Genomic DNA, 20,500 nt, shown 5'->3' with positions numbered 1-20,500 from the left:
AGGTATTTATGGATGGCCAGTGACAGATTTAAAGATAACCTTTATAAAAGGAGAAGACCATGTTATGCATTCACGTTCAGGGGACTTCGCAACCTCTGCCGCAATGGGCATAATGAGAGGTCTAAATGAAATAGGCACTACACTACTTGAACCTATAATCAAGTTTAGGATTACTGTGCCTCAGAATGTAGGTGGAAGAGTTTTAAATGATATTATAAAAATGCGTGGGAAATTTGATAGTCCAATAATACACAACGACTCTTTTACAATAGAGGGAAAAATGCCTGTATCTACCTCACTTGAATATCCAGGAGATTTAAGTAAGATATCTTCCGGAAAATGAATAATGACAACTGGCTTTTCTGCTTATGAGCCATGTCCCTTAGAAATAGGAGCAGCAAGAGAAAGAATTGGAGTTAATCCTTTAGATAGAGCTAAATTTATTCTCTCTATGCGAAATGCATTGTAAAAAAACAAGATGCAGTTATTATTGAAATAATAGCTGTATCTTAGTTTTTGTTATAGCATAATATATGAAAATTTTAACTAAGAATTTCCAAATAAGTTTTATATAAATCATTTATTAATTTCTCTCAGTTATAATTTTCATTGACATAATTTTTAAGCGTGTTATCCTTACGTTTTTCAAACCCCTTCTTTATTGCATCGTACATACTATTATTATCATATGGATCACAATATAACGCCATGTCTTTAAAATATTCTTTTGCGCAGCCTTCCTTTGTTGACACTATATTACACCCACTTGCTGCTGCCTCTAGGGATGATAAGCCTGGCATTCCTATAAAACTTGGGTTCACATGTACCTTTGCGAATCTATATGCATTGTATACATTATAGTTATCCATAAATCCCAAATGAATTACATTCTTGAAATTAGTACATTTTTTAAGGTACTCATTGTCATTTACATTTCCTATTAAAACTAATTGCTTTCCAAGCTGCTCACAGATGGTACATATAGCAAGTTGATTTTTACTCTCGTTTATTCTCCCAACACATAAAACATAATTGTTTAAATTATATCTCTCGGTAAAATTATATAAAGGTATATCTTCATTTTCTACTTCTACACCATTATATATGACTCTGCACTCGGTATTCACATGAAATTCACTCTGAATAAGGTCCTTTTCCAATTCACTATTACAAATAATAAGTTTACTTTTTTTAAAAATCTCCTCTTTATAACTACTACACATTTCATAAAGCTTCAACCTTTCAATTTCATTGTTTAACATTTGATATTTTTTCATATCCCAGTGCATTGGAGATATAATTAAGTTTTTTTTGTAAAAATGTGCAATCTTATAGTATCTATACGTCTCCCCTGCAGTATCAATATTAAATAAATGTACTATATCATAACTAGAATAATCATATATTCCCCCATCATTTATATCCACGGTTACACCTAATTTACGCAAATATTCAGCTGTCTTTATTACCTTCATAGAATCCACTGCAAAATTTCTATAATAATCTTGTCTAACACACAATAGAACCTTCATTATGCATTTCCCCCTATAGTTTGCTATTTTTATAAAATAACTTTGCTAACCGGCTTATTTGTTATATTTCACCAAAATAATTTATATATTAGTTCTTGTTTTCTATTCTTTTATTTATATACTATTAACCTATACAGTAAAAGTTTCTACATAATTATGTAAAGTACATTATTAAATTTATATATACTAAATCTAAGTTTAATTATACTAAAGTAATAAATTAATTTAAGAGGCAAATATATGATTGTATAGTTAAAGCATCTATAATATATATAGATGCTTCATCATAAAATTTAAGATTGTAATTTCCAAACGTATTCCCCTACTTTATTAATATATCCGATTCTTTTACCTACTTCTATTCTTGCAATTCCATCAGTAAATTCGTAAGCTTCTTCAAAACTGGGCTCAATTACTATTTCACCTAGGCAATTTATGTAACCCCAGTTCTCTCCTATCTGAGCAGCTATCAATCCTTCGCTCATAATATCTATATCTTCAAATATTGTAGGTATTGTAATATTTCCATTTTTATTAATACAACCATATTTTTCATTCTCACAAATTATAGCTATACCTTCATAAAATCTATCTGCCCATTGGAATCTAGGTTTTATAATAATCTCTCCGCTACAATCTATATACCCGTATTTTTCTCTCATTTCAACTGATGCTAGGCCCTCATTGAACTCTCCGCAAACATTATATCGAAGTGGTATAATGGTTTCACCACTTTTGTTTATATACCCATACTTTCCATTAGAACAAACTGGTGCTATCCCACCATTAAATGCATAAGCATAATCATAAACTGCATCTATTATAACTTTACCATCCTTATCTATATATGCTATCTTACCTCCTATTTGCACTGCTGCTAATCCTTCACTATAATCATTAGCATCTAAAAATTTAGGTGGCACTATTTCCATCCCTTCACTATCTATATATCCCCACATATATCCACTCTTTACTGCAGCTCTTCCTTCCATAAAGAAATTAGCTTCTTCATATTTAGGTTCCACTATAAGTTTCCCACTTAAATTAATATATCCTTTTTTGCCTTCTAACTTTATAACCGCAAAGCCTTCATTAAACTGTGAAACTTCATCATACTTCGGTTCTATTACAAACTCGCCATTCTTATTAATAAAACCATACTTTTCATCTATACTAACTATTGCGAGGTTCCCTTCAAACTCCAACGCATAATTAAATTTACATTCTATAACCATATTACCTTCCTTGTCTATATACCCATATCTCTTTTTAAATTTCACAGGATATAAATTTCTCTCATTGTCCATAACTAAAACTTCCTTTCATTTTTAGTGGTAGAGTGCCAAAAATTATAAGTTTATAACATCAAATATCATTATACACTGAAATATTTTAAATAAGTAATTTGCAAACGCTACTTTAAATGTAGATTTAAATGTGACTATAAAATAATACATACAGGGCAATGGTCTGATCCTAAAACCTCATTTAAAATAGAAGCTTCCTTTAATTTGCTTAATAAATCCGTCGTTACAAAAAAATAATCAAGTCTCCATCCTACATTTTTTTCTCTAGCCTTAAATCTGTAACTCCACCAAGAATATTTTACTTCTACCTCGTGAAGATATCTAAAAGTATCAACATAACCATAAGATATAAATTTATCCATCCAAGCTCTCTCTATAGGTAAGAATCCTGAATATTTTTCGTTTGCCTTTGGATTCTTAAGATCAATTATGTTATGAGCGGTATTATAATCACCACAAATAATTAACTTTTTCCCGTTTTCTCTCAACTTTTCACAATAATCCAATAGAGCATCATAAAATTCCATTTTATAATTTAATCTGTCCTCATCTTTCTGACCATTAGGAAAGTATATGCTAAAAAGGGTAAACTCTTCGAACTCAGTTATTAATATTCTCCCTTCACTATCAAATTTCTCTATTCCAATACCAAACTTTACAGATATTGGTTTTTGCTTAGTATATATTGCTACACCACTATAACCCTTCTTTTCTGCACAAGAAAAATAAGAGTAATATCCCTCTATATTCTTAAGTTCATCACTTATTTGATCTTCTTGAATTTTTGTTTCTTGTAAACATAAAACCTCTGGTTGCTCACTGGTAACCCATTCAATGAACCCTTTATTTTTTATGGCTCTTATGCCATTCACATTCCATGAATAAATTTTCATAAAAACACCTTCCTTATAAAGCTATTTTTTACAATTAAATTACCTCTATATTTATTATTTACTATTTTTAACACAGTATGTAAATCTCTTAATATAATATATCATATTATTGAGTATTATAAAATTACCTATTGCTATTATTGCTTAGCAACAGGCATTTTAATTTTAAAATAATTTTTTTGTATTTTTAAAAATATATGCAATTACTATCACCCTTATTGTTAAATCGGAATACTTTATAGTGGAAGGGGGCTTTATCCATGAATTATAGAGAAAAATATACTGGAAATAAAGAAGAATTTTATTTCTTTTTAAAGGATGAAGTTATAAAATTATTTAAAGACAAACTCCAAATAGAAGGAAACGATGTTTCTATACCAGATGATGAAGAATTAGATTTTCAAATTAAACTTGATGCCGATGAAAATTACGGAGATTTTTCAATTAAAGTTAAGTGGGGACAAAGACCTGAGCAATTAGAAGAAAATAATAACGAAGATTATGAAAAACAACCCTTTGAATTTTAATAAAATTTAAATTAAAACTCCCTGAGGATGCCTTATAAAAATGTTAAATTATTAATTACCTAATATAATTTTGCATAATTTTTCTTTCCCTCAATACCTATTAAGACTCCTCAGGGTTTTATATATAACTATAAATTTATTTGCTTATCTAAAATTTATTATTTGTTACCTATTTAAGAGTGTTACAAGGAGGCCACATTATGGAACAAGAAAATATAAATTTGATATTATCTAAATACAATATTAATATTGTTGATATAAAACAGCAGTCTGATAAAGGTAAAAAAGCAGTCTGGTGGATAAAAACAACTACCGGCGATAAAATTTTAAAAAAACACTCTTGCTCAGCTAAAACACTTGAATTCATTCTATCAGCTGTTGAACACTTAAAAAATGGGAAAGTTAATTTATCTGAAATTATTAAGACAAAAGACAATAATAGCTATGTAAAAGGAGTTAACTCCTGTTATGTTTTAAGTGAAGCTATAATTGGCAATACTCCAAATGAGGACAAACCTCAAGAATTAAAAATGATAGTAGAGGGACTAGCTAATTTCCATCATGCCTCTAAAAATTTCGCCTTTCCAGATGACTGCAAGGCAAGGATTCATTTAGGCCATCAAAAGGAAGAATTTGAAAATCAAATGATCAAATTAAAAGATTTTTATAATTTTGAAATGTCTGTTCCTAAACATTCAGAATTCGGACAAATTATTATAACCGAATTTCCTTATTTTAATAAAAGAATGCAGTTAGCTATAAAGGAAAATGAGAAATCAGGATACAATCAATGGTCCCTTGAGGCTAAAAGTACAAATTGTCTTTGTCATCAAGATTTTACTGCTAGTAACCTCATTCTTACCAGTTCAAAAGATATATTTGTTTTAGATATAGATTCTATTACTGTAGATTTGCCTACTAGAGACATAAGAAAATTTTTAAATAAAATTATGAAAAAGAAAGGCAAATGGGATTTACTATTAACATCACAAATACTAAAATGGTACAATGACTTAAATCCACTAGAACACTGGAAATGGCAAGTGTTAAAAGAAACATTAATTTTCCCTCATCTTTTTGTAGGAATAATGAGCAAATATTATGAGAAAAGAGAATTAAATTGGCCTGAAGCTAGATATATTGAAAGATTAAAAGGGATGATTAAAACAGAAAAATCTATAGAGCCTATTCTGCAAGATTTTGAAAGAATTATTCCATCTTAGGTTAATATAGGAGGCATTAAATTGGATAACGAATCAATTAATTATTTATCACTTGGTAGTAAGGTCCTTCTAGAGTATGCTATAAATCCACAGAATTTAAAAATGCTTCAGAGTAAAGGTTTGAAAACATTATGGAAATTAACGTATAAAAATACACCCCTATGCCTTAAAAGGTTAAATCAATCTTACGAGGAGGCTCTTTTCTCCGTTAATGCACAAATATATATATTAAGCAATGGTGGTAAAGTACCCAAGGTTTATCCTAATACCAAAGGGAATTTTATAACTGAATATAACGGGCAATTATTTGTATTATACAGTTGGGTTAATGGACGCGATATGAATATAGATAATCCTAAAGATCTAACCTTAGCTATGCAATCATTATCAAATTTTCACCTACACTCTATCGGCTATGACCCACCAATTAATTCTAAAATATCATCTAAGCTTGGAAATTGGCCAAAACAATATGAATCTATGAAAAATAGAATGTTAAAAATAAAAGACATTTGTATACAAACTCCAAGTAATACAGCCTATTCGAGCTTTGTAAATCATATAGATCCTGTCATAGAAATTTGCAACAAAACTATTAATTTAATTAATAATTCTCCTTATAGTGATCTATGTAGTATAAATCAAAGAGATTCCTGCTTATGTCATCAGGATTTCGGCACTGGAAACGTAATGCTATCTGAGGGCAAAGGCATAGTTATAGATTTAGATAGCGTAACCTATGACTTACCTGCTAGAGATTTAAGAAAGATTATTGGAAAGAGAATGATGAAATTTAATGATTACAGTATAAAGAACATTGAAACTATATTAAAATTCTATGAAATAAATAATGTCCTATCCCCGAGTCACAGAGAGGTTTTAAAAATTGATTTAATGTTCCCGCATTGGTTCTTTGGCTTAGTGAAAACTTTGCATAAGAATGCCAATTCAATAAATGGTGATAAAATTTCTGCAATTGCAATCTTTGAGCAAAATAAATTTTCTGCTTTACAGAAATGGCTTTAAGGGAGGTCTAAAATGAAAATAGCAATGATTTGCACTGAAAAGCTTGCCTTTCCTCCTATTAATGGAGGGGCTGTTCAAATGTATCTTGAAGGTGCACTGCCCATATTATCAAAACTTCATGAAATAACTGTTTTTAGTATACAAGATCCTAAACTACCTAACAGCGCTATTGAGGGAGGTGTAAAATTTATACGATTACCTGCAAGCACTAAAGAAGAGTATGTCCGTGGAGTAAAAAATTACCTTTCAAATGATTTCGATTTAGTGCATGTATTTAATAGGCCACGTTGGGTTCCCTTTTTAAGCAAAGATTTAAATTGTGCTTTTAGTTTAAGTTTGCATAATGAAATGTTTCCGCTAAAAAAAATCAGTAGTGAGTTAGCAAATTCCTGTATTAATAGAGTAAGTTTTATTACAACCGTAAGTCAGTTTATTGCAAATGGCGTAAAAGAGTTGTATCCATCAGCTACGAGTAAACTTCACCCTGTGTATTCTGCAGTAGATTGTAATATATATAAACCAATTTGGGATGATGATAAAAATTCCTATAGAAATATACTACGCGAAAAATATGGCCTTCAAAATTATAAAACGATATTATATGTAGGTAGGTTAACTCCAAAAAAAGGTACCCATATAGTATTAGATGCAATGAATTCTGTTATGGAATCACACCCAAACACGGCTTTAATGATTATAGGAAGTAAATGGTATGGTGGAGATGAACCTACTGATTATATCAGATTGCTAAAAAGAACATCTAAAGAGCTAAAAGGTCCAGTTATTTTTACAGGTTTCCTAAACCCAAATGAAATTCCAAAGTATTATAGCATTGGAGATATTTTCGTGAATCTTTCTCAATGGAGAGAACCTTTAGCAAGAGTTCACTATGAAGCTATGGCTGCCGGATTGCCTATTATAACCACAAATCGTGGTGGTAATGCAGAAGTAATGGAGGAGGGCGTAAATGGATTTGTAATTAATGATTATGAAAATCCACGAGTACTAGAAAAAAATATAGTTCGCCTTCTAGATGATAAAGAGTTATCACTTAAAATAGGAGTTAACGGTCGTAAATTAGCTGAGGAAAAGTATAGTTTTAATAGATTAGCTAATGATTTATTAAAACTTTTTAATAGTGTTAAATAATTTCAAGTAATCGGAGGTGCAATGTTGAGTAGATCGATTTTAGTGACCGGAGGCGCAGGTTTTATCGGCTCAAACCTCTGTGATTATTTATTAAAAAACAATAATAAAATAATAATTATTGATAATTTTAATGATTTCTATAATCCTTTAATAAAAAGAAATAATATTACCAATATGAAAAACTTAATGAAAATTAACAACATCACTTATGATAATTTGATAATAGAAGAAGGTGATATACGAGATTTAGATTTTTTAACAAAAGTATTTAGTTTCTACAAAATAGACGTTGTGGTTCACCTTGCAGCAATGGCTGGAGTTCGCCCATCTATTATAGACCCACTTTTATATAACGAAGTAAATATACGTGGAACACTAAATTTATTAGGCTTATGTAATAAATTCGGCATAAATAAACTTATCTTTGCTTCCTCTTCTTCTTTATATGGGGACAATAAAAAACTTCCCTTCACTGAATCAGATTCTGTAGATTTCCCAATCTCACCTTATGCAGCTACTAAGAAATCAGGTGAACTTCTTTGTCATGTTTATAGTCATCTATATGGATTTAATATAGCCTGTCTAAGATTTTTCACTGTATACGGCCCAAGACAAAGACCTGACTTAGCTATTTACAAATTTACAGAATCTATATTAAAAGAAAAAGAAATTTTTATTTTCGGAGATGGCACTACTCAGAGAGACTACACCTATATAGATGATATAATTCAAGGAATAGATAAAGCCATAACATGGACAAATACTGGTACTAATAAATACGAAATTTTCAATTTAGGAAGATCCGATACTGTCATGTTAAAATATATGGTGAAAAGATTAGAATTTGAGATTGGTATTAAAGCTATCATGAAATATTTACCTATGCAACCTGGTGACGTAAAAATAACTTATGCTAATATTTCTAAATCACAGAAAATTCTAGGTTATGATCCATTAACAAATTTTGATTATGGTATCTATAAATTTGTAAAATGGTTTAAAACCAATCCATTATATTAATCATATATATAAAATGGCTAGTACTTTAATATTTAAAGTACTAGCTATTTTGTTTATATATTTTAATTTTTAATATTTCCTTTTCCAATAGAATAATATGCTTTAATATTAGCTTCTTTGATTTTCTTTATATCCAGTACATTTCTCCCATCAATTATAACAGATTGACTCATCAATTCATTAGCCTTATTTAAATCAATACCATAAAATTCATTCCACTCTGTACAAATTATCATTGCATCACAGTCCTCTAAGCATTCATACATATCATTGCAATAAATTATATTTGGAAATAACTTTTTTATCGTCTTCGTTACCATCGGATCATATGCTTTTATATTGACATTATTTTTCAATAATTTTTCTATTATATATAAAGATGGAGCCTCTCTAATATCGTCTGTATTTGGTTTAAACGTTAACCCTAATATAGCTACTGTTTTGCCTTCAATTTCCTTATAATGCTCCATTAATATATCTACTGGTAAGACTCTCTGTTTTTCATTTACATCAACAGTAACTTTTACAATATTAAGACTACAATTATAACTGTCAGACATTTTAACTAAAGCTTTTGTGTCCTTAGGAAAGCAAGCCCCACCATAACCTATACCTGCATTTAAAAACAACGGTGAAATTCTCTTATCCAGTCCTAAGGCATAGGCAATTACATCTATATCTGCTCCAACTTTATTACAAAGATTAGCTATCTCATTCATAAAAGAAATTTTAACTGACAGAAATGCATTAGATGCGTATTTAATTAATTCTGCTGTTTCTGGGCTTGCAAACACCATCTTTATTTTAAATGGCTCGTACAATTTTCTCATTGCTTCTTCAGCTTTTCGTGATTCACAGCCTACAACTATTTTATCTCCATAGAAAAAATCATATATAGCTTTTCCCTCTCTTAAGAATTCTGGATTAGAAACCACATCAAAATACTCCTTTGGTACATGATTTTCTAGTAACTTGTTTTGTATATATTTTTGAGTACCCACTGGCACTGTACTTTTAGTTACTACTACTTTATATTCATTTATATAAGGTGAAATTAAATTTATTACTTCATCTACTTGTCCAATATCTACGTCCCAATTTTCCTTTGTTGGAGTGCCTACTGCAATAAATATTATATCTGAAGATTTAATTCCTAGTAGCAAATCATCAGTAAACTGAACACTTTCTATATTTAACGAATCTTTTAATAAGTCTTCTAATCCCTCTTCAAAGATAGTTGGTATCCCATTTTTTAACATATTCAACTTTTCTATATCCTTTTCTACACAAATCACCTTATTTTCTTTTTTACCAAAACATAATGCAGTTATAAGTCCTACATATCCAGCTCCAATAACGCATATATTCATACAATCACATTCTCCTCTTTGATAGTATCACATTTTTTATCATCTACACTTTCCTGTTTATCAATTGTTTTCATTAGTAAATAATAATTTGTTTTTGTATTTTAATTAATTTTTTTATTGAGGATCACACTTATAATTACTTGAATTTAAAGCCTGATACTCATTATATAAATACTATATGAGGTTATTCATAAATTGGTGAAAGTTCGTTGAATTTTTAAGTTTTAAAAGGAGGAGTATATTGTGATTTACAATATACTCCTCCTTTTATTTAATTACATATTGCTTTAAATTTAAAATATACATTTTCACGTTTTATTGGCTCCCTTTAAATCCTATAAGATATTATGTTATAATTGATTTAGACATTTTTTTAAACTTTAAAGTAAAATATTAACATTTGATTTGAACAAAATATTAGAAATGAAGAGGTATAAAATGAGTTTTAATAAATTTGCTAAAAAATTTGGATATATGTATGAATTACACCGTAGAAACTTTAATTTGTACTTTAAACCTACACTCAATCCATCACATGAGCCTTTAATAACAAATTCTATCCATTGGGTAGGCCACGCTACTGTAGTTATTAATTTAAATGGAAAGGTCATAGTTACCGACCCTGTAACCAGTATGAATCTTGGCCAAATGAAAAGATTAGTTAAACCCTCTTTAGATCTAGCCTCCATTAATATTGATTATATACTTTTGTCTCATGGTCATATGGATCATATGAGTTACTCTACACTTTTTAAAATAAATAAAAGTGCTATAGTTATTGCTCCTAAAAATTTAAATATTTCCTTGAAAATTTTAGGATTTAAAAATATAATTCTTTTAAAAAATGATGAAATATATAGTGACAAAGACATAAAAATAAAAGCTTTAAAAGCAAATCATGATGGTAGAAGATATTATTTGGGCACTAAAGTTGATAGTAATTCATATACAATTGAAAGTAATTCAAAAAAGATTTTTTTTGCTGGAGATACTGCCTATACAGATTTATATAAAGATATAATGGCAGATATTGCTATCATGCCCGTGGGTTGCTATAAACCTGATGAATTTCAAGAAATGCATTGTTCGCCAGAACAAAGTTTTAAGATGTTTAAAATGACAAAATCTAAATTCATGATTCCAATCCATTATAAAACTTATATTTTAGCTCAAGATGATGATGATGTTACCTGTGATACTTTAAACAAAATAAATGATGGAAGTATAAAAATTATTGATATCGGTCAAACTGTAAAATTATAAGATTCTAAATAAAGAACAGGCATTAGAACTAATAAATAGATCTATGCCTGTTTCTATTAAATAATACTCTTAAATATTGAAATGTCGTTAAACAAATAAATCCTCGATTTCATTTTGACTCATCTGAGATAATAATAATTCTGATCCTGTTTCATCATTTATTACACTTTCAATAATTTTATTTTTCTTTTGTTGCAATTTAAATATCTTTTCTTCTATTGTTCCTCTTGCTATTAATTTTATTACCTCTACTGTTTTCTTTTGACCAATTCTATGAGCTCTATCTGTAGCTTGAGCTTCTACAGCTGGATTCCACCAAGGATCAAAATGTATTACCATATCTGCCCCTGTAAGGTTTATGCCCGTACCCCCAGCTTTTAGAGAAATTAAGAATACCTGCGAATCTCCTTCATTAAAAGTTTTTACCATTTCTACTCTTTTTTCTGCTTTAGTTGACCCATCAAGATACATATACCTTATCCCTTTATCTTCTAGCCTATTAGATATGTTCCTTAGCACCCTTGTAAATTGAGAAAATATCAATATTCTATGGCCTTCTTCTAAGCTGTTTTCTAAAATTTCATCTAAAGCCTCCATTTTGCCGCTGCCTCCATTATAATTTTCTATGAAAGTAGAAGGATCGCAGCATATCTGCCTTAACCTTGTTAATATTGAAAGCACTTTAAACTTACTTTTATTAAACCCTTTCGCCTTAATATCTTCTTCTAATTCTCCTTTTGCATCCTTTAAGTAGGCTAAATATACCTTCTTCTGCTGCTCCGTCATTTCTACTGAAATTCTATGTTCTATTTTCAACGGCAAATCTTTTGCAACCTCGAGCTTTGTCCGCCTAAGTATAAATGGTTTTACATGATTATTAAGTTCTTGAAGTGCTTTCCGGCTTCCATCTTTTACAATTGGTACTTCATATTTTTTTGAAAAGGCACTATGTTTTAACATATAACCAGGCATTATAAAATCAAAAATTGACCAAAGTTCCGTAAGAGAATTTTCAATAGGCGTCCCTGTAAGCGCAAATTTACTTTGAGCATTTATATTTTTTACAGAAAACGCATTTTGTGAATTAAAGTTTTTAATATATTGTGCCTCATCTAAAAAACAATATCTAAATTTCACTTTTTCATAGTCATCAAGGTCCCGCCTTATAAGTGCATAGGAAGTAACAACTACATCGGCGTCATTAATATTTCGTTTTTGTTCTTCCCTAATATTTTTGTTTCCAGATATTACTATACAATTTAGTGTTGGTGCGAATTTTTCAATTTCATCTTTCCAATTGTACACAACTGACGTGGGGCATACTACAAGAGATGGTTGTTTATTTTCATTATCTTCAACTTCCGATTGAATAAGTGCTATTGCTTGTAGTGTTTTACCTAGTCCCATTTCATCTGCCAGTATTCCTCCAAATCCACAATTTGCAAGAGTTTTTAACCAAACAAATCCTACCTTTTGATAATCTCTCATTATTTTGTCTAAGGTTTTAGGTACAAGTACTTTTATTTCTTTTATATCCTTAATCGCATTAACCAAATCTTTAAATTTTTTATCTGTATTTACGAAATCCATTTGTTCTCGTTTTAGTTTTTCTTCTATGTAAATGGCATTATATTTTGAAAGAAGAATTTTATTCTTTGCAATATCGCTATCCTTTATATTTAAATACTCAATCATTTGAGCAATTTTTAATATATTATTTGAATCTAATAATACAAAACTTCCATTCTTAAGCCTATGATATTTTCTCTTTTCTCTTAAAGATGCGAAAATATTACTAAGTTCAATATTATCTACACCCTCAATACTAAAGTTGAATTCTAAAAGATTGTCTTTATTAAGCCTTATATTTGACTTATATCCAGCATTTCCATGCACTCTGATTTTTTTGAATTCTTCAGAATAATATACTTCTGCCAACTGTTTAAGTTTTTCTAGTCCCAAAACTAAAAACTCCAAAAGCTTTTCTTCATCTTGCATTTCAAAACCCTTGTTCGTTTTAACAAACCCAAATTCATGAAATTGATTTATGATACTCATTTCCTTTTCCATGTCCCTTATAAGTGCTTTTCCCTCTTGTGCTTTGTTTTCTTTCCTATTGAAAGGATCTATTTCTATATCTCCATACTTGAAAGTTATAAACACCTCTATATCTTCAAGCTTTTTTTCAAAATAAACAATTGCTTTTAGTTCTTTTATATAAAATTCATTTTCTAATGATGTATCTATATCTACTTTATTACTTATCTTGTTTAAAGTTGGAAGTACAAATGATGCTAAATCATCTTTCTCTTCTTCATAAAATTCTATACATTTGTTTTTTTCTTCTTTAAATCTATTATAAAAGGGCAAATATGCGTCCCTTTGACCAATAGGAGGCTCATATATTTCACCTTCATCAAAAAAGAATTCACCATTACTACTTAGCGCAATAGGCACATGGTCATTTTGATCAAGTATAAATTTATTATTTTCTCTATTGATTTGGAACTCTAGAGGCATTAGTTCCTGCTTTATATGTACATTAGTAAATACTTCGCCCTTTATTACCACTGTTAATTCTCTATTATATAAATATCTAAATAACCTTTTAATCATGCTATCTGTAAAATAAGCTTTTTTACCAGACAAAAACTTTATGGTATTACTCTTATATGTACCTGCAGCCTCTGCCATAGATTCTAGTTCACTTAATTCTTTAAAAAGTTCTATAATATCTAAATCTTCTTCCTTAAAAGTGTGAATGTAAGGATTGTATGTAAATTTTTTACCAAACTCCATAGACTCGAAACTTTTACTATAACAATTAAAAAATTCTTTTATGTTTTTAACTACATAAAGTTTATCTTCCCCAATCTTTAGACTTACAAAAGATTTTGTATTATCCCCACAAGGTTCATGCTCATATTTTATGTCTACATTTAAATATGATTTACCCATTGGAACACCGCTTATACTTTTAGTTATTTGTTGAATTAAATTATTTGTTTTAATCATTCTTTTCACTTTTATAATTTGTTCTTTCTCATTAATATATTTTAATAATGTAGCCACTACATGCTTACACATATTTGCCTGACGATAATAACCATGAGTAAAATTATAATTGTTACATTCACAATTATAATTTATAAAACAATCAATATTATCAAAACTTGCATCCACCTTATACAAAGTAAGATCGGAAGACTCCACTTTAGAAGTTATATTCGTTTGAGTATAGTTCTCGTGCTCTTTTATTTCTACATCTATATCCTTAACCTTATTTATTAAATAGTAATCTTTCCCTCTTTTATAAGTAACTTTATCGGTATTATTTAGTATGATATCTTCAGTAATATCATTAACATCAATCAAAAGTTTCACCCCACCAAATTTTCTAGTTCTTGTATCTTATAATTATTAATACTAGCTACCATTATATACTACTCTCACATTTCCTACACCCTTAGAACTAAACTATATTTTTATTAAATAAGTATGATAAGCCAATATTTTTTTACGAATATTGAAATTCATAACTAGAAAAGCACACTCAAAAAACTAAATGAGTGTGCCAAAATATTATAATTTCTATTATAGTATAGTCCTAAAAATCAAGTTTACATTTTTTGAACATTAATAGCTTGAGGACCTTTAGGTGCATCTACTACATCAAATTGTACTTCTTCACCCTCATGTAAATCCTTTCTTGGTCCTTGTTCTTTTATTGCTAAATGATGAACAAATACATCTTCACCCTCTTGAGCGGAGATAAATCCATATCCTCTTTCAACATCATACCATTTTACTATACCTGTTATCATAACTTTCCCTCCTTGTCGTTCTCTGAAGTACAAAACAATTCAAAGTTTAAGTATAGTATTAGCTATAAGTGTCTAACTAATACTTCTAAAAAGAATAAACTCTTTCTATAAAAATATATTTTGTGAAATTATCGCTTACAGCGTTGCAATATAAAAAAATAATCCCAGCAAATAACTTTATGCTAGGATTATCTATATTCATTATTTTATTATTAAAAAAAATTTGGCTAGGATGGCAGGATTCGAACCTGCGAATGCCAGAGTCAGAGTCTAGTGCCTTACCACTTGGCTACACCCCAATACTAAAAATTTAATGGTGACTCCTAGGGGAATTGAACCCCTGATCCCACCGTGAGAGGGTGGTGTCTTAACCTCTTGACCAAGGAGCCTGATTAACACTACGAGATATAGTATACTACTTAATTATATATAAGTCAACTATAATTGTAATAGATGTATAATTAATTACTTGCTCCCAATCTAATTTATTTTATATGCTTTTTAATATGTTATTAATATCATTGCTAACTTTTACCCTATTCTCGTAAACCCATAGTTCATCAAAACTTAAGTTAAATACTTTTGAGAATGAATAATAAAGATTTATTTTTTGATAATAAAGCTCTAATTCATAAAGATCTTCTAAAAGGCACTGTGGTTTTGAGACAATTTCTCTTTTAGCTATGAATAATTCATCTACATAATTTAAAAATGCAATCATCATTCTATCATTAGATACATCAAAAGGTATTTTTAGCAGTCTCCATTGATTCTTTTCCTCCAACTTATAACACCTTAAATTATCTAATACAACCAAATACTCACTAATATCCATTTTTCTATAAAAAGATATTTTTTCTTCTTTTGTACTCCATAAGGCTAATTTTTCTCTAAGTGATAGACTATTAATTTTCAATATAGCTTCACTTGGCCCTATTACTCCTTCCTCTATAGTTACATCACAATTATCTAAACTCTCTCTTATAAAATCTTGGGTATTCCCATAAGATGCTACATATCCAATCTCATATATCCCTTTTCTACCTGCTCTACCAGCTATCTGTTTTACTTCTTGAGATGTTAAATATCTTATTTCATTACCATCAAACTTTTTAATATCCATAAATATTATTCTTTTTATAGGAAGATTAACTCCCATACCTATGGCATCAGTAGATATTAAAATTGTGCTCTCCTTTTTAATAAACTGATTATACTGTTTTTTCCTTACATCTGGCGGTAAATCTCCATAAATTAAACTTACTTTTATACCTAAGTTTGAGTAATGATAGGCTAATTCTAACACTTTCTTCTTGGAGAAAGTAACCAGTGCATCACCATCTTCTATATTCCTATATACAAAAGGTTCATCTTCCATTGCAAGAGGAATATCTCTTTTATACTCTATAATCTCGTACTCTTCAGCGCAATCCTCTATTATTTCTATTAGCAGTTCTTTTGCATTTGCCGCTCCGCAAATGTGTATCTCTTTACTTTTCAATCCCAAAATAGCTCTTGTCCAAGCAGCTCCCCTTTGGTCATTATCTATCATTTGAATTTCGTCTATAATACCAACTTCATACTCCTCACTTATATCTAACTTTTCTATAGTACAGCATATATGAGCCGCATCTTGAACTATTACTTCTTCTTCTCCAGTTGCAAGATTACATTTTACACCTTCTCTATTTAGTCTTTCAAAATTCTCAAGTGCTAATATTCTTAAAGGAGAAAGGTAAATCCCATTTTTCGCCTCTTTAAGTCTAACCATGGCATTATAGGTTTTCCCAGTATTAGTATCACCTAAATGGAGATAAAATTTTCTCTTGAATTTCCTAGATCCCTCATATTCATCTTTAGGATTAGTTGGAAACACCCTATCAAATTCACAAGATATAATCTCAGGAATATGCTCAGTTATTAAAACACTTATAATTCCTGATTTTAAATAACTTTCACTTCTATTTTTTAATATGTTTTGAAAATTAAAATTTGTATTATTTTTATTATTGTAATCCTCAAGAAGCCTTATAGATATATATTCCAATAATTGAGAATAATTTTCATGGATTTTTTTATATTCTTTGAAATTTCCTATTTTAAACTCATTTAACTCCTTTAATTTCTTTCTTACTGCTGCTTCATGTTCCCATAAAGCATTTGATTTAGTATGCTTAACTATTTCTTGAATCTGAGCAAACTGACTTTTTATTTTTTTAAAATTCCTATCTAGTGCTCCTTTTTTCATTATATTTCCTCCAATATTGACTCCTTAATATTATATTTTCTCACAACATTGAATTTATCATACATTTAAATTTACTTTCGACTGTTTGTAATCAACCAATAAATTATTTTGCCAAACCATAAAAGAAACGCATTTTTTATTCAATGCGTTTCTTTAACATTTTAAATCTTCTTCGGATTTTTTAATATGTTCTCTAAGTTCGTCAATTTGTTTTTGCAAATTCTTACTAGTACTACCTGAATTGTTATTCCCATTAGCTGCATTTTTATCTTCTTCCTGTGCTTTAAGATTTTGAATTTGAGCTGCAATTATAAAAATGCTCTGAGCAACACCAAATAAAAAATTAGCTACTACATTTTGCTGGTTAACATTAAACTTAGAAGCCAATATAATTCCAACGATCGTTGCTAATGTAGCTAATTCAGTTGGTGTGTATTCATCTATTTTTTTCATATAATGCCCCTTTTAAACAATTTTATATTATATTATATTCATAATATAAATAAAGTGTAGAGATTACTTGTTCTTTATTTAATTACCTATTAAATATACGGTTTAATTATATAATATATAATCTTTAAAATTTATTTTTCAAAAAGATAACATGAAAATATGTTTATTCATATATTACTCATAAAGGGGTGGTATTATATGAATACTTATAACAATAGGAAATTTGCGGACATTGCATTCGAAGGCGGTGGAATTAAAGGTATAGGACTTGTAGGTGCATTAAAAACATTTGAGCAAAATGGATATCAATGGAAAAGTATTTCCGGAAACTCTGCTGGTTCTATTGTTGCTGCATTACTTGCAGTAGGATACTCAAGCGATGAGATAAAAAATCTAATGATGCAGCTAGATTACACAAAAATTTCTGATAAAAGCCATTTTAATATACCTATATTCTCTAATACTCTAAGACTTCTTTTTAAAAAAGGGATTTTTAAAGGTGATTATATACAAAACTGGGTTGATGAAGCTCTCTCGATTAAACTTAATTCTTTAAATAGAAAAAAAGTAACCTTTGGAGATTTGATTATACCTGAAGAAAAGGGTATCCTTTTAAATAATAACAAGTATAAAAGAAAATACAAATTGCATATTATAGCAACTGATATTAGTAATGGACGGATGCTAATCCTACCAGAAGACATTGCAGATTACGGGATAAATCCTGATGAATTTCAGGTAAGTTTAGCAATCAGAATGAGTATATCTATTCCTTATTTTTTTCAACCTGTAAAATTAAACAATGTAAATACTAATAAAAAGTCTTTCATTGTTGATGGGGGTGTTTTAAGCAACTACCCAGTTTGGCTTTTTGATGTAAATGGTATTCCTCGATGGCCAACTATTGGCTTTAAACTCGGAGGAAATACAGAAATACGAGAACATAAAATCACAAATTTATTAAATTTTACTAGTTCAATCATTGAAACTATGCTAGAAGCACAAGATGACATTCATATAAGAGAAATGGATTATTTGCGAACTGTAAAAATTAATACTCTTGATATTAAAACTACAGATTTTAATATCTCTGATAACAAAATTATGGATTTATATAACTCAGGTGAAACTTGTGCAAAAGAATTTCTTGAGAATTGGGAGGTCGATTATAGAAAACATCGTCTAATGAGAGGGGATTCTTTTAAATAACAATAGTAATTTCATTACACATATCCAGTAAAAGTCGTTAAAAAGCACGTAACAGTTGGGGGGTCCACCTGCTACGTGCTTTATTTAAAAGGGGTATTTCACCATAACTATGGTAGTTTTTACATTTCTTTTTTTATACCCCTATTTAAAGTGTTTTCATAATCTATAAATTCATATACATCTTGATTAAATAAATCACTGAAGCTTTTGAGTTCTTCTAAAGTTAAATCTTCTATTGCCGTTTGTTTTTTCTCACAGTGAATAACAATAGTACCTATAACTGCATGAGCATCTCTAAATGCCATTCCATTTTTTACAAGATAATCTGCAGCTTCCGTAGCATTTAAAAAGCCTCTTTTAACTGCCTTATGCATATTATCCTTTTTAATTTTTAAGGTTCCTAGCATCTCATTCATTACCTTTATACAACTTAAAACTGTATCAACTGCATCGAAGAAAGGCTCTTTATCTTCTTGCATATCTTTATTATAAGCAAGTGGAATTCCTTTCATAGTTGTAAGTAAACTCATTAAGTCACCATACACTCTTCCAGTTTTTCCTCGTATTAATTCTGCTGCATCTGGATTTCTCTTTTGTGGCATTATACTGCTACCAGTAGAGAATTCATCGCTAATTTCAATAAAATCAAACTCTTTAGTCGACCATAAAATAAATTCCTCACTTAATCTACTAAAATGCATCATTATTATAGAAAAATTAGATAAAAGTTCTAATAAATAATCACGATCACTTACCCCATCCATAAAATTATCTACAGGTTTTTTAAACCCTAATTCCTTTGTTGTACTACTTCTATCTGTATCGTAAGTTGTTCCAGCAAGGGCACAACATCCAAGAGGATTTTCATCCATAATCTCAACAGCACTAATAAGCCTTTTTTTATCTCTGCTTACCATATTGAAATATGCCATAATATGTTGCTTAAAAGTTACTACCTGGGCTCTTTGCATATGTGTATAACCTGGCATTATGACAGCATTATCACTACCTACTTTTTTTATGGTACTTAAAATAATATCTAAATTATCAATAACCTCAAAGGCTTTATATTTTGAATATAACCTCATGTCAACTGCAACCTGATCATTTCTGCTTCTTGCTGTGTGTAGTTTTTTACCCACATCACCAACAAGTTTTGTAAGTTGTATTTCCATAAAACTGTGAATATCTTCATAATCACCTTCAATTTTAAGTTTTCCTTCTTGAATATCTGATAAAATAGAATTCAAACCATTAACTATAGTAAGGCTTTCATCATTCGTTAAAATATTACATTTTGCAAGCATTTTAACATGAGCAATACTTCCCATAATATCTTCATAATATAATCTTTTATCAAAGCTAAGAGAACTGTTAAAGTCCTCCATAAGCTTACTTTCTTTTTCAATAAATCTTCCACCCCAAAGTTTCATATTATCACCTACTTTACCTTCTG

The 20,500-nt window shown here is 29.3% G+C and carries 18 protein-coding genes and 2 tRNA genes; 9 read left to right on the top strand and 11 right to left on the bottom strand.

Annotated features, from left to right (window positions below):
• Positions 1-19 precede the first annotated feature (19 nt).
• On the top strand, positions 20-343 hold the full coding sequence (locus VIM70_RS19005; RefSeq protein ID WP_414648730.1) for a hypothetical protein: 324 nt from the start codon (positions 20-22) through the stop codon (positions 341-343).
• 3 nt (positions 344-346) lie between these two features.
• Positions 347-469 carry a hypothetical protein gene (locus tag VIM70_RS19000; protein ID WP_331947352.1) on the top strand — a complete coding sequence of 41 codons (123 nt, stop codon included), beginning with the start codon at positions 347-349 and terminating at the stop codon, positions 467-469.
• A gap of 124 nt (positions 470-593) precedes the next feature.
• Here VIM70_RS19000 and VIM70_RS18995 read toward each other — a convergent pair whose 3' ends face one another.
• From VIM70_RS18995 to VIM70_RS18985, 3 genes are all read right to left on the bottom strand, one after another.
• Positions 594-1,532, bottom strand: a complete 939-nt coding sequence (locus tag VIM70_RS18995) for a glycosyltransferase (RefSeq protein ID WP_331947351.1) — start codon at positions 1,530-1,532, stop codon at positions 594-596.
• Positions 1,533-1,825: 293 nt separating this feature from the next.
• Positions 1,826-2,839: a WG repeat-containing protein gene (locus VIM70_RS18990; RefSeq protein WP_331947350.1), complete on the bottom strand. Its 1,014-nt coding sequence runs from the start codon at positions 2,837-2,839 to the stop codon at positions 1,826-1,828.
• 134 nt (positions 2,840-2,973) lie between these two features.
• Positions 2,974-3,732: an exodeoxyribonuclease III gene (locus tag VIM70_RS18985; RefSeq protein ID WP_331947349.1), complete on the bottom strand. Its 759-nt coding sequence runs from the start codon at positions 3,730-3,732 to the stop codon at positions 2,974-2,976.
• A 260-nt stretch (positions 3,733-3,992) separates the two neighbouring features.
• On the opposite strand from VIM70_RS18985, the gene VIM70_RS18980 reads away from it, so the two are divergent.
• The 5 genes from VIM70_RS18980 to VIM70_RS18960 all read left to right on the top strand — a co-directional run bounded on the left by VIM70_RS18980 (position 3,993) and on the right by VIM70_RS18960 (position 8,677).
• The gene (locus VIM70_RS18980; RefSeq protein ID WP_331947348.1) at positions 3,993-4,259 is read left to right on the top strand and encodes a hypothetical protein; all 267 of its coding nucleotides are present in this window, start codon (positions 3,993-3,995) and stop codon (positions 4,257-4,259) included.
• A 200-nt stretch (positions 4,260-4,459) separates the two neighbouring features.
• The gene (locus tag VIM70_RS18975; RefSeq protein ID WP_331947347.1) at positions 4,460-5,482 is read left to right on the top strand and encodes a CotS family spore coat protein; all 1,023 of its coding nucleotides are present in this window, start codon (positions 4,460-4,462) and stop codon (positions 5,480-5,482) included.
• Between the two features lie 21 nt (positions 5,483-5,503).
• The gene (locus VIM70_RS18970; RefSeq protein WP_331947346.1) at positions 5,504-6,508 is read left to right on the top strand and encodes a CotS family spore coat protein; all 1,005 of its coding nucleotides are present in this window, start codon (positions 5,504-5,506) and stop codon (positions 6,506-6,508) included.
• Between the two features lie 12 nt (positions 6,509-6,520).
• Positions 6,521-7,657 (top strand): glycosyltransferase family 4 protein, encoded by a 1,137-nt coding sequence (locus VIM70_RS18965; protein WP_331947345.1) that lies wholly within the window; start codon positions 6,521-6,523, stop codon positions 7,655-7,657.
• A gap of 24 nt (positions 7,658-7,681) precedes the next feature.
• Positions 7,682-8,677, top strand: a complete 996-nt coding sequence (locus VIM70_RS18960) for an NAD-dependent epimerase/dehydratase family protein (RefSeq protein ID WP_331947344.1) — start codon at positions 7,682-7,684, stop codon at positions 8,675-8,677.
• A gap of 62 nt (positions 8,678-8,739) precedes the next feature.
• On the opposite strand, the gene VIM70_RS18955 is transcribed toward VIM70_RS18960, so the two are convergent.
• Positions 8,740-10,047, bottom strand: a complete 1,308-nt coding sequence (locus tag VIM70_RS18955) for a UDP-glucose/GDP-mannose dehydrogenase family protein (RefSeq protein ID WP_331947343.1) — start codon at positions 10,045-10,047, stop codon at positions 8,740-8,742.
• A gap of 438 nt (positions 10,048-10,485) precedes the next feature.
• Here VIM70_RS18955 and VIM70_RS18950 point away from each other — a divergent pair, with 438 nt between their 5' ends.
• Entirely contained in the window at positions 10,486-11,310 is an 825-nt protein-coding gene (locus VIM70_RS18950) for an MBL fold metallo-hydrolase (protein ID WP_331947342.1), read from the top strand.
• An 87-nt stretch (positions 11,311-11,397) separates the two neighbouring features.
• On the opposite strand, the gene VIM70_RS18945 is transcribed toward VIM70_RS18950, so the two are convergent.
• From VIM70_RS18945 to VIM70_RS18920, 6 genes are all read right to left on the bottom strand, one after another.
• On the bottom strand, positions 11,398-14,685 hold the full coding sequence (locus VIM70_RS18945) for a DEAD/DEAH box helicase (protein WP_331947341.1): 3,288 nt from the start codon (positions 14,683-14,685) through the stop codon (positions 11,398-11,400).
• A gap of 245 nt (positions 14,686-14,930) precedes the next feature.
• On the bottom strand, positions 14,931-15,134 hold the full coding sequence (locus tag VIM70_RS18940; protein ID WP_331947340.1) for a cold shock domain-containing protein: 204 nt from the start codon (positions 15,132-15,134) through the stop codon (positions 14,931-14,933).
• Positions 15,135-15,358: 224 nt separating this feature from the next.
• Positions 15,359-15,433, bottom strand: a tRNA-Gln gene (locus tag VIM70_RS18935).
• A 15-nt stretch (positions 15,434-15,448) separates the two neighbouring features.
• Positions 15,449-15,523, bottom strand: a tRNA-Glu gene (locus VIM70_RS18930).
• Positions 15,524-15,624: 101 nt separating this feature from the next.
• The gene (locus VIM70_RS18925; protein WP_331947339.1) at positions 15,625-17,382 is read right to left on the bottom strand and encodes a DEAD/DEAH box helicase; all 1,758 of its coding nucleotides are present in this window, start codon (positions 17,380-17,382) and stop codon (positions 15,625-15,627) included.
• A gap of 153 nt (positions 17,383-17,535) precedes the next feature.
• The gene (locus VIM70_RS18920) at positions 17,536-17,835 is read right to left on the bottom strand and encodes a hypothetical protein (RefSeq protein WP_331947338.1); all 300 of its coding nucleotides are present in this window, start codon (positions 17,833-17,835) and stop codon (positions 17,536-17,538) included.
• A 198-nt stretch (positions 17,836-18,033) separates the two neighbouring features.
• On the opposite strand from VIM70_RS18920, the gene VIM70_RS18915 reads away from it, so the two are divergent.
• On the top strand, positions 18,034-19,044 hold the full coding sequence (locus VIM70_RS18915; RefSeq protein ID WP_331947337.1) for a patatin-like phospholipase family protein: 1,011 nt from the start codon (positions 18,034-18,036) through the stop codon (positions 19,042-19,044).
• 119 nt (positions 19,045-19,163) lie between these two features.
• On the opposite strand, the gene argH is transcribed toward VIM70_RS18915, so the two are convergent.
• Complete coding sequence (gene argH, locus VIM70_RS18910; RefSeq protein ID WP_331947336.1) at positions 19,164-20,477, bottom strand: argininosuccinate lyase; 1,314 nt, start codon at positions 20,475-20,477, stop codon at positions 19,164-19,166.
• Positions 20,478-20,500 lie beyond the last annotated feature (23 nt).

Source organism: Clostridium sp. (genome assembly GCF_036569345.1).
Lineage (GTDB): Bacteria > Bacillota > Clostridia > Clostridiales > Clostridiaceae > Clostridium_AD.
Note: the sequence above shows the minus strand (reverse complement) of the source record. Positions and strands in the feature narration are given on the sequence as shown.